10 protein-coding genes are annotated in these 12,503 nt (G+C 65.4%); 2 read left to right on the forward strand and 8 right to left on the reverse strand.

What is annotated here, in order from left to right; translation table 11 throughout:
* Positions 1-137 precede the first annotated feature (137 nt).
* Both acs and BUA05_RS07315 read left to right on the forward strand, forming a co-directional pair.
* Positions 138-2,069: an acetate--CoA ligase gene (acs, locus tag BUA05_RS07310; protein WP_072674002.1), complete on the forward strand. Its 1,932-nt coding sequence runs from the start codon at positions 138-140 to the stop codon at positions 2,067-2,069.
* A gap of 4 nt (positions 2,070-2,073) precedes the next feature.
* A complete protein-coding gene (locus tag BUA05_RS07315) occupies positions 2,074-2,724 on the forward strand; it encodes a response regulator transcription factor (protein WP_072674003.1) in 651 nt (216 codons plus the stop codon).
* Here BUA05_RS07315 and BUA05_RS07320 read toward each other — a convergent pair.
* From BUA05_RS07320 to BUA05_RS07350, 8 genes are all read right to left on the reverse strand, one after another.
* Positions 2,694-6,062, reverse strand: coding sequence for a PAS-domain containing protein (locus tag BUA05_RS07320; RefSeq protein ID WP_072674004.1), 3,369 nt, complete (start codon positions 6,060-6,062; stop codon positions 2,694-2,696). The genes BUA05_RS07315 and BUA05_RS07320 overlap by 31 nt on opposite strands.
* Positions 6,063-6,267: 205 nt before the next feature.
* On the reverse strand, positions 6,268-8,046 hold the full coding sequence (locus BUA05_RS07325; protein WP_072674005.1) for a sodium:solute symporter family protein: 1,779 nt from the start codon (positions 8,044-8,046) through the stop codon (positions 6,268-6,270).
* Positions 8,047-8,058: 12 nt separating this feature from the next.
* Entirely contained in the window at positions 8,059-8,436 is a 378-nt protein-coding gene (locus BUA05_RS07330) for a DUF4212 domain-containing protein (protein ID WP_245790125.1), read from the reverse strand.
* Between the two features lie 130 nt (positions 8,437-8,566).
* Positions 8,567-9,001: an META domain-containing protein gene (locus tag BUA05_RS07335; RefSeq protein WP_072674006.1), complete on the reverse strand. Its 435-nt coding sequence runs from the start codon at positions 8,999-9,001 to the stop codon at positions 8,567-8,569.
* 3 nt (positions 9,002-9,004) lie between these two features.
* Complete coding sequence (locus tag BUA05_RS07340) at positions 9,005-9,412, reverse strand: hypothetical protein (protein ID WP_072674007.1); 408 nt, start codon at positions 9,410-9,412, stop codon at positions 9,005-9,007.
* A 137-nt stretch (positions 9,413-9,549) separates the two neighbouring features.
* The gene (locus tag BUA05_RS07345) at positions 9,550-9,852 is read right to left on the reverse strand and encodes a hypothetical protein (RefSeq protein WP_072674008.1); all 303 of its coding nucleotides are present in this window, start codon (positions 9,850-9,852) and stop codon (positions 9,550-9,552) included.
* A gap of 206 nt (positions 9,853-10,058) precedes the next feature.
* Positions 10,059-10,205, reverse strand: a complete 147-nt coding sequence (locus tag BUA05_RS14745; RefSeq protein ID WP_158093670.1) for a hypothetical protein — start codon at positions 10,203-10,205, stop codon at positions 10,059-10,061.
* A 51-nt stretch (positions 10,206-10,256) separates the two neighbouring features.
* Entirely contained in the window at positions 10,257-12,467 is a 2,211-nt protein-coding gene (locus BUA05_RS07350; RefSeq protein WP_084662520.1) for an acylase, read from the reverse strand.
* Positions 12,468-12,503 lie beyond the last annotated feature (36 nt).

Below are 12,503 nucleotides of genomic sequence, written 5' to 3' on the forward strand. Positions count from 1 at the left end.
TCCCGTCGTTTCTTGTGCGGGCCACAATGGCTGGGGCGCGGGCCGGTGCACAATTAGCCGATGGTCGTAAGACCTTTGTCTGAGGGCGCAGGGCGTGTAGCCTCGTGTAAGACGCAGGCGAACGAGGGAGAGTCGTCATGATCCACGCCGTCCAGCGGCCGCAGGCCCACACCGAAACCCATTGCCTGCCCGAGCAATATGCCAAGATGTATCGCCGCTCGATCGAGGCGTCCGATGCCTTCTGGCTGGAACAGGCGCAGCGGCTCGATTGGTTCAAGGCGCCCACGCAGGGCGGCGAATGGGCCTATGATCCGGTCGGCATCAGCTGGTTCGAGGACGGCACGCTCAACCTGTGCCACAATGCGGTGGACCGGCACCTGCCCGAACACGCCGACCGCACGGCGCTGATTTTCGAGCCTGACGATCCGGCCACCCCCAGCCGCAGCCTGACCTATGGCGAACTTCACCGTGAAGTCGTCCGCATGGCCAACGCGCTCAAGGCGCTGGGGGTCAGGAAGGGCGACCGGGTCACGATCTACATGCCGATGATCCTTGAAGGGGTCACCGCGATGCTCGCCTGCGCGCGTCTGGGCGCGGTGCATTCGGTGGTGTTCGGCGGCTTCTCGCCCGAGGCGCTGGCTGGCCGGATCGAGGATTGCGGCAGCCGCTTCGTCATCACCGCCGACGAAGGCCTGCGCGGCGGCAAGCGCGTGCCGCTGAAAGCCAATGTCGATGCGGCGCTGGGCCTTGCCGCCCATGCGACGCCGGTCGACGGGGTGCTGGTGGTGCGCCACACTGGCGGCGACATTGCGATGCAGGAAGGCCGCGACCACTGGCTGGCCGATCTTGCCAGCGATGATGATTGCCCCTGCGAGGTGATGGACGCGGAAGACCCGCTGTTCATCCTCTACACCTCCGGTTCGACCGGCAAGCCCAAGGGGGTGCTCCACACCACCGGCGGTTACGGCGTGTGGACGGCAACGACCTTTCACTACATTTTCGACTACCAACCGGGCGAAGTGTTCTGGTGCACCGCCGATATCGGCTGGGTGACGGGGCATTCCTATGTCGTCTACGGCCCGCTGATGAACGCGGCGACTGCGGTGGTGTTCGAAGGCGTGCCCAATTACCCCGATCACGGGCGGTTCTGGGACGTGGTGGACAAGCATCAGGTCAACATCATCTACACCGCGCCCACCGCCATCCGCGCCCTGATGCGCGAAGGCGATGATCACGTGACCAGCCGCAGCCGCGCTTCGCTGCGCCTGCTGGGCAGCGTCGGGGAGCCGATCAATCCGGAAGCCTGGCGCTGGTATTTCGACGTGGTGGGCAAGGGCCGCTGCCCGATCATCGACACCTGGTGGCAAACCGAAACCGGAGGCTGCATGATCACCACCCTGCCCGGCGCCCACGACATGAAGCCGGGCAGCGCGGGCCTGCCGTTCTTCGGCATCCGCCCGCAACTGGTCGATCATGAGGGACAAGTGCTCGACGGCGTGGCCGAGGGCAATCTGTGCATCACCCACAGCTGGCCGGGGCAGGCGCGCACGGTTTACGGCGATCATGACCGCTTCGTGCAGACCTATTTCAGCACCTATACCGGCAAATATTTCACCGGCGACGGGTGCAAGCGCGACGCGGACGGATATTACTGGATCACGGGCCGCGTCGATGATGTCATCAACGTTTCGGGCCACCGCATGGGCACGGCCGAAGTCGAAAGCGCATTGGTGCTCCACCCCAAGGTGGCCGAGGCCGCGGTTGTCGGATACCCGCATGATATCAAGGGGCAGGGCATCTATTGCTATGTCACCCTGAACGCCGGTGAGGAAGGATCAGGCGCGCTGCTGGCCGAACTGAAGACCCATGTGCGCAAGGAAATCGGACCGATTGCCACGCCCGATATCATCCACTTCACCGATGGCCTGCCCAAGACCCGCTCGGGCAAGATTATGCGCCGGATCCTGCGCAAGATCGCCGAGAACGAATTCGGCGCGCTGGGCGATACCTCAACGCTGGCCGATCCTTCGCTGGTCGACCGGCTGATCGAAGGGCGGCAGAACCGCTGAGGCCATGACGGGGCGCGTCATCATTGCTGATGATCACCCGCTGTTCCGCAGCGCGCTGGCCCATGCGGTCGGCAAGGTCTGGCCGGCGGCGGCGATCATCGAGGCAAGCAGTGCCGCCGATGCGCGTGCAGCCTTGCAGGCGGGGGAAGATGGCAGGCAAGCAGAGGCGCTGCTGCTTGATCTGCACATGGCGGATTCGACCGGCCTCAGTGTGCTGATGGACCTGCGGCAGGATTATCCCGCGCTGCCGATCGTGATCGTCTCCGCCAGCGAAGAACCGCGCGTTGCCGCGGCTGCGGCGCAGCTGGGGGCGGCGGGGTTCATCCCCAAATCATCCAGTCTCGATGCCATGCGCGAAGGGCTGAGCGCGGTGCGCGACGGGGACGGGTGGTTCCCCGAAACGGGCGAGAGTACGGACGATGATCTCGCCCGCATCGCCAGCCTGACCCCGGCGCAGCGGCGCATCCTTGCCGGCATCCGGCAGGGCTTGCTGAACAAGCAGATCGCCTATGAACTGACCATCAGCGAGGCAACGGTGAAGGCGCATATCACCGCGATCCTGCGCAAGCTGGGGGTGAACAGCCGCACCCAGGCGGTGCTGCTGGCGGCAAAGCTCGACGTTGATCAGCCGGTGGCCGATTCCGGCACGGCCTGACCGTTCGCCGCACGGCTCTGCGCCAGACAGGTCGCGATCAGCGCGCGCAGGGCCGCGGGCGATGATGGCTTGAGCAGGCGATTGGCCCCCATCCGCGCCGCTGCCGCTTCTGTTTCGTCGGAAGCTTCTGCCGTGAGCAGGATCACCGGCGGGCTGGCCCGCCAGGCCTCGCACAGCATCGCATAGGCGGCATCGCCGCGTTCTGCCCCGTCAAGCCGAAAGTCCATGATTGCGATATCCGGGGCATGGGGCGTCGCCGCTGCCGCCTCCGCGCCGCTTGCTGCGCAGGTGACGGTCAGCCCCCACTTGCCGAGCAGCGCCGCCGTGGCGGCCAGCGCGGTGGCATCATTATCCACCACCAACACTCGCGCTTCGCCCAGCCGTCCCGGCGCGCGCGCCGGGGCAGGTGCCCTCGCCGGAGCCAGCTCGCGTCGCAACACCGGCATGGCAAAGGCAAAGCGGCTGCCGCGCCCGACCTCGGATGTCGTCTCGATTGCGATGTCGAGCAGCCGCGCCGCCCGCCGCACGATCGCCAGACCAAGCCCAAGCCCCTCGCGGTCGCTGGATACGCCGCGTTCGAATTCGCCGAAGATACGCTCGATATCGCCCGCCGCAATCCCGCGCCCGCTGTCGTGGACACAGATCAGCACGCCATCGCCGCGCCGCCGCACCCCGATCAGCACGCCGCCGCTGGCGGTATAGCGCACAGCGTTGCTCACCAGATTGCGCACCACGCTGGTCAGCAGCGCGCGGTCTGCCATCACCCAGGCGCTGGTCCGCACCCGTCGCAGGCGCAAGCCCATGGCCTGCGCCTGAAGCGCAAATTCGCGCGCCACATCCTCGAACAGCTGATCGAGCGCGACCGGTTCAGGCACCGCCACTACCCCGCCGCTGTCGAGCTTGGAGATGTCGAGCAGCGCGCGGATCAGCCGGTCTGCCGCAATGATCGAACCATCCAGATCAGCCACCAGCCGTTCCAGCTGCGGCCGTCCGGCGACTTCCTCTCCCAGCGCCGAAGCGAACAGGCGGGCGGCGTTGAGCGGCTGGATCAGGTCATGACTGGCCGCGGCCAGAAACCGGGTTTTCGACCGGGTCGCCTGCGCCAGAGCCGCGTTCGCGGCGCTCAGCTGGCGGGTGCGTGTCGCGACCTTTTCCTCCAGCGCCTGTTCGGCGCGGCGATCGGCGGTGATGTCGGTATAGGAGGTGGTATAGCCGCCCCCCGGCGTCGGCGCGCCGACGATGCGCAGCACCCGGCCATCGAACTGTTCGCGCTCCATCCGGTGTTCGGTTCCGGCGCGCATGTGATCTAGTCGCCGCGCCACCTGTTCGGCGATCTCGGCTTCTGAAGCGTGACCGCGTTCGAGGTTGAAGCGGATCAGATCGGCAATTGGCGTGCCGACCTGCACCAGATGGTCGGGCAGATCGAACAATTGCTGGTAACGGCTGTTCCACGCCACCAGCCGCATCTCGCCATCCACCAGCGCCACGCCCTGATCGATGCTTTCGATTGCGGTCTGGAGCAGCTCGCCCGAGAAGTTGAGGCGGCGATTGGTCTCGCCGAACATGGCGACCACTTCGGGCAGCGGGATCGGATCGCCGCCCGCCCATGATGCCACCAGCATCCGCGCCGAAGACGTGCCGATCACGCCCGAAATCATCCGCTCGGCCAGTTCCAGCACCGCTGCGTCAGCCGGATCGCCATTGCGCAAGGGCAGGGCGGCCAGCGCGGCATCGGCGCGCTCGCGTCCGACGAATTGCGTCAGCAGCACGCGCACATCGCCCACCCGCTTGGCCGTGGTGCGGCGCGGTATGCTGCCCGGCATCGGCGTGCCGACAAAGGCGGCGGCCTGCGCCTGATCGAGCAGCGATGGGCGGATGATGGACGAGCCCAGCCAGTAAAGGAATGCGTTGACCCCAAGGCTGATCACCACCCCCGAGACCAGAGGATCGGCATGGATGCTGACCGGGGGCGCGCTGCCGGTGGCCGCGGGCCAGATCAGCAGCACCAGCCACAGCGCAAACCCTGCTGCAAGCCCCGTCAGCATCCCCGCCCGGTTGCCGCGCTGGCTGATCATGCCGAGCACCAGTCCCGGCGCGAATTGCGCCGCAGCCGCAAAGGCCAGCGTGCCGAGCCCTGCAAGATCGGTGATCCCGGCAAAACCGCGATAAAACGCAAAAGCGCATGCCAGTAGCGCCGCGATCACCACCCGCCGGATCAGCAGCAGGCGCGCAGGCATGCGGCTGCGATCGGCCTTCCCCGCAAGCGCGCGGCGCAGCAACAAGGGCGCGATCAGATCATTGGTGATCATGATCGACAGCGCCACGCTGGCGACCACGATCATCCCCGCCGCCGCCGAAAAGCCGCCAAGAAACACCAGCAGCGCGAGCGCATTATTCCCACTCGCCAGCGGCAGGGCCAGCACGATGGTATCGGGATCGGTCCCCGCAGGCAGCAGCGCCAGCCCCGCCAGCACGATCGGCACGATCACCAGCGCTGTCAGCGCAAGATAGGCCGGAAACACCCATTGCATCGCCGGGCTGGCGCGCTCGCCCGGTGCTTCGATAAAGCTCATGTGGAACTGGCGCGGCAGGCACAGCGCGGCGGCGGCGGCGATCAGGGTGAGGACGGCAAAGCGCGCGTCGATCTGGTCCGGCGCGAGCAGCGCGGGCGCGGCCGGCGGATCAACCGCATCGCTGGTCAGCAGCAGCCAGACCGCCAGCGCGCCGAGCGCCAGAAGCGCGGCAAGCTTGACCACCGCCTCCACCGCGATGGTCAGCACCAGACCGGCGTTGTCCCCGGCGCGATCTGCGCGGCGCGATCCGAACAGGATCGCGAACAGCCCCATCAGCCCGGTCACCAGCAGCACCAGTTCATCGGCGGCCAGCTGAACCCGCAAGGTCGGATCCAGCGTCATCAGCGCCGCCCCGACCGATTCCAGTTGCAGCGCCATGTACGGCAGCGCACCGATCGTCGCGATCACCGTGACCAGCGCGGCCAGCCCCGCGCTCTTGCCATAGCGGGCCGAGAGGAAATCGGCGATCGAGGTCGAATGCTGGGCCTTGGCCTGGGCCAGAATCTTGCGCACCAGCCCAAAGCCCAGCGTGAAGACCAGAATTGGCCCAAGATAGATCGGCAGGTAATCCAGCCCCCCGGTCGCCGCCGTTCCGACCCCGCCAAAGAAGGTCCAGCTGGTGCAATAGACCGCAAGGCTGAGGCCGTAGACGGTTCCGGAATGGCGCAGCAGCCGGGGGCTTTGCGTCCGGTCGCGCCACGCGGCCAGCCAGAACAGCCCGCCCAGATAGACAATCGCCGCTGCAATCGCGGCTCCCAGCATCATTGTCCCGTCCTCTCCCTCGGGCGAAAAACTACGCCAATCCGGCAAATTGGCAAGCACCCGCACATGCAAAGGGGCGGCACCCGTTGCCGGATGCCGTCCCTTTCCCCGGTGCGACCCGAGGGGTGTCAGTGCAAGTCTTGGTTAAGCCCGTGCGGCGCCTGAGCATTTCCAGCGCGTGATGCGTCAGCATCTTGGCGCGCTGGCCTTAATGCACGTGAGCCTCACCCGCGCCGCGCGGCACGCGGATCGAATCGACCAGCTTGCGCACTTCGATGGGCGGGCCAGCCGTGACCGATGACACCGCGATGGCGATGCCGAAATTGATCAGCATCCCGATCACCCCGATCCCTTCCGGCGAAACCCCGAACAGCCAGTTGGCCGCCACATTCGCTTCGGGCGCGGCGATCAGCTTGAAGTAGACGATATAGCCGAAGGTGAAGGCCAGCCCCGACACCATGCCTGCTATGGCCCCTTCCTTGTTCATGCGCTTGGAGAAGATGCCCATGAAGATCGCCGGGAACAGGCTGCCTGCGGCAAGGCCGAAGGCAAAGGCCACGACCTGCGCGACCCAGCCCGGCGGGTAGATGCCGAGATAGCCCGCAATCACGATCGCCGCCGTCGCCGCGATCCGCGCCGCGCGCAATTCGCCCTTTTCCGAGATGTTCGGCCGGAAGGTCTGTTTCAGCAGATCGTGGCTGACAGATGCGGAGATCACCAGCAACAGCCCCGCCGCGGTGGAGAGCGCCGCCGCCAGACCGCCTGCCGCCACCAGCGCGATCACCCAGCCCGGCAGCTTGCCGATTTCCGGGTTGGCCAGCACCATGATGTCCTGATCGACATAGACCTCGTTGGCATTGCCTGCGACCGGGGTGTTGGCCACCGCCCGTTCGCCCGATGCGCCGGTCTCGCCGGTGAATTCGGGTTTCCCGGCAAAGGCATCGCCCTTGCGGTATTGCATCACCCCGTCGCCGTTCTTGTCCTTGAAGGCGATCAGGTCATTGCGTTCCCAGTTGGTGAACCAGCCGGGGGCTTCGCTGTAAGATTGCTCGTTGACGTTATCGATGAAGTTCAGCCGCGCGAACGCGCCGACCGCAGGCGCAGTGGTGTAGAGCAGGGCGATGAAGACCAGCGCCCAGCCCGCCGACAGCCGCGCGTCCGATGCCTTGGGCACGGTGAAAAAGCGCACGATCACGTGCGGCAGGCCTGCCGTGCCGACCATCAGCGCCAGCGTGATGCAGAACACATCGACCATGCTTTTCTGGCCAGCGGTGTATTCTGCAAAGCCCAGATCGGTCAGCACCAGATCGAGCTTTTGCAGCACATACAGCCCCGACCCGTCATTCACCGTCGAACCGAGACCCAGCTGCGGGATCGGATTGCCGGTGATCATGAAACTGAGGAAGAAGGCCGGCACCATATAGGCGAAGATCAGCACGCAGAACTGCGCCACCTGGGTATAGGTGATGCCCTTCATCCCGCCGAGCACCGAATAGAAGAACACGATGCCCATGCCGATGATCACGCCGGTGGTGATGTCGACATCAAGAAAGCGTGAAAACACGATCCCGACCCCGCGCATCTGCCCGGCAATATAGGTAAAGCTGATGAAGATCAGGCAGATCACCGCCACCACGCGCGCCGCCTTGCTGTAGTACCGCGTGCCGATGAAATCGGGCACGGTGAACTGGCCGAACTTGCGCAGGTATGGCGCGAGCAACAGCGCCAGCAGCACATAGCCGCCGGTCCAGCCCATCAGGTAGACCGACGCATCATAGCCGACAAAGGCGATGATCCCGGCCATCGAGATAAAGCTCGCCGCGCTCATCCAGTCGGCGGCGGTCGCCATGCCGTTGACCACCGGGTTGACCCCGCCGCCCGCGACATAGAATTCCTTGGTCGATCCCGCACGGCTCCAGATGGCGATGCCGCTATAGACCGCAAAGCTTACCCCTACGAAGAGGTAGATCAGGGTTTGTGTGTCCATTGTCCGGCCCCCTCAATCGTCGAGATCATATTTGTGTTCGATCTGCTTCATGCGCACGACGTAGAAGAAGATCAGCGCGATGAAGACGTAGATCGAACCCTGCTGGGCGAACCAGAAGCCGAGCGGGTAACCGCCGAGCATGAACTGATCGAGCCATTCGCGAAACAGGATGCCCGCGCCGAAGGAGCAAGCGAACCAGATCGCCATCAGCACGCCCAGCAGGCGCAGGTTTTCGTGCCAATAGGCGTCTTCGCGCAGATTGGTTTCGCCGTCGGCGGTGGTCTGGTTGATATCAGGCAGGCTCTGCGGGGCTTCGCCGGGCTCGTCATGCCCTGTGACCCCGCCATTCATCTCGCCCTTAACCTCGCCGTTCGGCGTTTGCTGGTTCATCTTGCGTCCCCCTCTCCTGGGCATGAACGGCGCGCGGCACAGCGCCCGATCATGCCGCAAGGCTAAGCGAGCGGGATGCCCAGTGCGAGAGCGACTTTAGTCTAACATTTGCCCAGTCTGTCCCGCCGGATTATTCCATCGCAGCAAAGGTGAAGCGCAGCATGCCGGTTTCGATCACCAACGCGCCCCGGTCCACCGTCAGGGCATAGGTCTGCGCCTCGGACAGTCCGCTTGCCATCTCGTTGCCGAAGCTGGGTTGCGGGCATAGGGCGCGGGTGCTGGCGATCGGGCCGATATTGATCGCCCCGGCACCGTTTCGCGGCTGACCCGCCGACCACGAGGCGCGCCCGCGGTTGCAATCGAGTTGCAGCACAAGCGCGCCCTCGTCGCTGAAGGACAGCGTGTGCCGCGCCTGCAGCGCCGGGGTCAGCGTGGTGGTGCTGCCCGAGGTGTCCATCGCGGTGAGCTTCCATGTGCTGCCGGTCAGCATATGGGGCTCAGGGGTGGTGGCGCAGGCAGCAAGCATCAGCAGGGCGACCCCTGCAATCAGCGACTTGGCCAGCATTGCCTATTCCTCCGGGGCGGCGCCTTCCAGCGTGGTTGGCGGGGCCATGGTGTCGCCCTGCGGCACCATGACCATGATGATGCCATCGACGGTATCCACGATCTCGCCGCCCAGCGCCTCGGCCGAGGCGGTGTCGGGACAGCCGGCGAGAATGGCGCTGTCGTCAAGATAGTTCGAAGTTGCAGCGGTTTCGCCCAGATTGCGGCACGGATCGCCGGCTTCGGGGTAGCCATCACCAAAGGCTCCGACGCTTTCGGGGAAGGTGGATGCGACCGGCGTTTCTTCTACCGCAGGGGCGCTGGCTGCTTCCTGCGCGGCCTGTTCGGCGGCGATGTTGCCGCTGGCCGTGTTGCCGCTGCAGGCGGTGAGCGCCAGCGCGGCGGCACCGGTAAGAATGACGTGAAGCTTCATCTTGCGTCTCTCCCTTGTCCAGACACGCCAGAGTAGCCCGTGCAGGGCTGGGCTGGCAACCGCCCGCGCGCCAACGCAAAAAGGCCGCCGAACGCGAACGTCGGCGGCCCTTGCGGTGTCCTGTCAGGAAAAGGCGATCAGCCTTCGCGCTGGCCGGTCAGCGGCATCGCGCCGAATGCACCGGCATTGACAGTGCCGGTCAACTGGTCGCCAGCAACGGTCGCTTCGCAATCGAGCGTCATCGGCATCGGCACGGTCATGTTCATCTTCCAGGTCAGCGTATCGCCGTCGATCGTGCCATCGACCACGTCCATCGAGCCAAGGCTGCCGACCAGCGAGCCGGTGAAGCTGTCGCCTTCGCCCGGAACCACGGTGAATGTCCCGTTCTGATCGCCCATCGGGCTTTTCACGACGGCCTTGTAGGTACCTGCAACAGACATAGTCCAACTCCTTGGTGTGGACCCGGATCATGACGCGACCCGGGCTTGGAAATGCGCGTGGCAGGACCCTCCCGGCCACTCGAATGATTGGCTTTATTTACACTTATGTCAGCGTGCTTCAACCGGGATTTGTCAGGGAAGCGCGCTATCATGATCTTATTTTTTCGACTTCCAGTTCGCGCAATTCGATCGGCGGGCCAGGAATTTCAAGCTGCGGTGCGCAGCTGCGCGCCCAGCAGGCAGCCCATCCGGTCGCTTTCCGGCCGCAGCGCGCGCGCCCGCTCCGGTGCGAAGGGCGGGGCAAGTGCCAGCACCAGCGCCGGAAGGCCCGTCGCGGCCAAATGACGGGTCATGCCGGTATCTGTTCGCGTGCGAAATCGCCGGGCCGGGACCGGGACTTGTGCTCAGCGGGCGTTGGTCACGGCCGTGCGCGTTCCCGCATTCGCCAGCACATCATCACGCCAGAACCAGACCGGTTTCAGCTTGTGTTCGACAAACAATTGCATCTGGTCGTTGTAATGCGGGCTTTCGGGCCGGGTGGTGGCCGCGCCAAAGGGCTGGATCGAACGCGAGACGACCGGCTGGCCCGGCATCCATTCGACCCACTGGATGAAGCTGTCGCCGTGCTTGAGGCTCAATCGCCCGTCCGCGTCCACGTCCCATGTGGTTGAGGCGCGCAGCGTGTCGGAACCGCCGTCCAATGGCAGATCCCTGCCGCCCTGCCGCAGCCGCAGCAGATCGGCCATCGGCGGGTCGAGCCGCCCGAAATGGGTCATCAGGTGCCCGGCGGCGGCCTCCACCTTCTCCTTCACGTCCGGAAACGGCTTGTTGCCGTAATCCGCCGACATGAAATCGCGGATCACCAGCAGCGCGATGGCATCGGCCTTGCCTTGCCCATCGGCGGTGAAATCCCATGACAGCAGCAGATCGCGCGCTTCGGCGAGGCTGCCGCCTGCTTCCATCGCTGCCAGCGCATCAAACAGCCGCGCGACATAGCCTTCGCGCTCATATCCGGTGTCGTACTTGATCGCCTCCAGCGTCGCGCGGTCGAGCACGCTCGCCTCGCTCAACAGCTTGTAGGCGCGCCACGACCGGTTGGTCTGCTTGCGCTCGATACCGAGCACGGGCGAGAAATCATCGGGCGACAGATCGCTGCCCGCGCCTGCGGCGGTGAAGGGTTCGTTGTTGGAATTGTAGATCCATCCGCTCGCGGGGTTCACCAGCTTGGGCAGTTCGGCATATTCGACCGCGCCGTCCCAGATCAGATCCACGCGGTCGCCCGGCAGGATTGATCGCCAGTTCGCCGCCACATCCTCGGGCCGGTCGGGGATTGCGGCGTTGTAGACATAGGCGATGGTGCCGGTCTTGTCGGCATAGATGAAGTTGGTCGAAGGGATTGCCAGCCGCGCGATCTGCGCCTCCCACTCATCGAAACTCGTCGCCTTGTTGATGCGGTAATAGGCATCGAGCTGTTCGAGCCGACCGATCCCGCCATAACGCACCGCAAACGCGCCCTTGTCGTTGCGGATCACCGGGCCGTGGACAGACCGCAGCACCTCGCGGCGGATCGGCAGCACCACCGGGCCGAGCCTGACCGGCAGCGTCACCCATTCGCTGTCCAGATCGCGCCATTCGCCATCGAGCCGGTAACGGGTTCCGGTATCATCCAGTTCGAGCTGGTAGATGTCGATCATGTCGGGCGTGTTGACCGTGTTGGTCCAGCCCAGATGTTCGTTATGGCCAAGGAAGGGGAAGGGCGAGCCGGGGAAATTCGCCCCGGCGAAATGCCAGCCTTCACCGCTTTCCACAACCAGTTCATACCACGCCACCCCGCCGCGCAGCGGCTGGTGCGAATTGGAAATCAGGGTTGTCGGCCCGCCGGATTTTTCGGGCGCGACCGCAAAGGCGTTGGAGCCCATGTGTTCCGCGTCCTCGCCCAGCGGCAATACCAGTGCACGCGCCTGCTGCGGTGCGGGCGTTGCTGCCTCGGCGGGCTGCGCGCCGGGCAGCGGCGGGCGCGGGAAGCCGGGGATGTCCGGGCCGTGTTCGCGGCGCAGGTCCTCGCCCGCCACCAGCGGGCCGATGACCGAATCCAGCCCGAAGAAGAACGGCTGGCGCAGCGCAAATCCGGCGGCCACATCCATCCCGCTGACCGGGAACAGGTTGCCCAGTTTCAACTCGTCCGGATGCGCTTCGGCATAGTGGTTGAGGCCGGCGGCATAGGCTTCGAACAGGGCGCGGGTGTCCTCGGGCAGTTTGGGATACTTGGCCTCGGCCGTGCCGCGCGCGTCGATCAGGTGGTAGACGTAATCCACCTTCGCCCCGTCCTCGCCCGCGATCGCGCCATAGCGCCCGCGGCTCATCGCAACCACGTCCTGCAGAGTGAAGAAGTCATCTTCGGCATGGGCGATCGCGACCCCGAAGGCGGTGTCGGCATCGGTTGGCCCGTAGATATGCGGCACCCCGAATTCGTCGCGGATGATTTCGGCCTTGTAGACCCGGCCTGAAGCCGGATTGGCCGCGCTGGCAAAAAACGGCTCCCACGTGGCGAGCACCGTGAATGCCAGCACCACAACCGCCGCCAGCGCGATGGCGCCGCCCTTGACCCATTTCATGCCGATTTCTCTCCCAAATCGCTTGACGGCTCCATC

The sequence above is a fragment of the Erythrobacter sanguineus genome (assembly GCF_900143235.1).
GTDB classification, from domain to species: domain Bacteria; phylum Pseudomonadota; class Alphaproteobacteria; order Sphingomonadales; family Sphingomonadaceae; genus Erythrobacter; species Erythrobacter sanguineus.

Excerpts from the sequence above, each read along its gene's own strand:
- acs (WP_072674002.1), top strand. The coding sequence starts at position 138 with ATGATCCACGCCGTCCAGCGGCCGCAGGCCCACACCGAAACCCATTGC.
- BUA05_RS07315 (WP_072674003.1), top strand. The coding sequence starts at position 2,074 with ATGACGGGGCGCGTCATCATTGCTGATGATCACCCGCTGTTCCGCAGC.
- BUA05_RS07320 (WP_072674004.1), bottom strand. The coding sequence starts at position 6,062 with ATGATGCTGGGAGCCGCGATTGCAGCGGCGATTGTCTATCTGGGCGGG.
- BUA05_RS07325 (WP_072674005.1), bottom strand. The coding sequence starts at position 8,046 with ATGGACACACAAACCCTGATCTACCTCTTCGTAGGGGTAAGCTTTGCG.
- BUA05_RS07330 (WP_245790125.1), bottom strand. The coding sequence starts at position 8,436 with ATGAACCAGCAAACGCCGAACGGCGAGGTTAAGGGCGAGATGAATGGC.
- BUA05_RS07335 (WP_072674006.1), bottom strand. The coding sequence starts at position 9,001 with ATGCTGGCCAAGTCGCTGATTGCAGGGGTCGCCCTGCTGATGCTTGCT.
- BUA05_RS07340 (WP_072674007.1), bottom strand. The coding sequence starts at position 9,412 with ATGAAGCTTCACGTCATTCTTACCGGTGCCGCCGCGCTGGCGCTCACC.
- BUA05_RS07345 (WP_072674008.1), bottom strand. The coding sequence starts at position 9,852 with ATGTCTGTTGCAGGTACCTACAAGGCCGTCGTGAAAAGCCCGATGGGC.
- BUA05_RS14745 (WP_158093670.1), bottom strand. The coding sequence starts at position 10,205 with ATGACCCGTCATTTGGCCGCGACGGGCCTTCCGGCGCTGGTGCTGGCA.
- BUA05_RS07350 (WP_084662520.1), bottom strand. The coding sequence starts at position 12,467 with ATGAAATGGGTCAAGGGCGGCGCCATCGCGCTGGCGGCGGTTGTGGTG.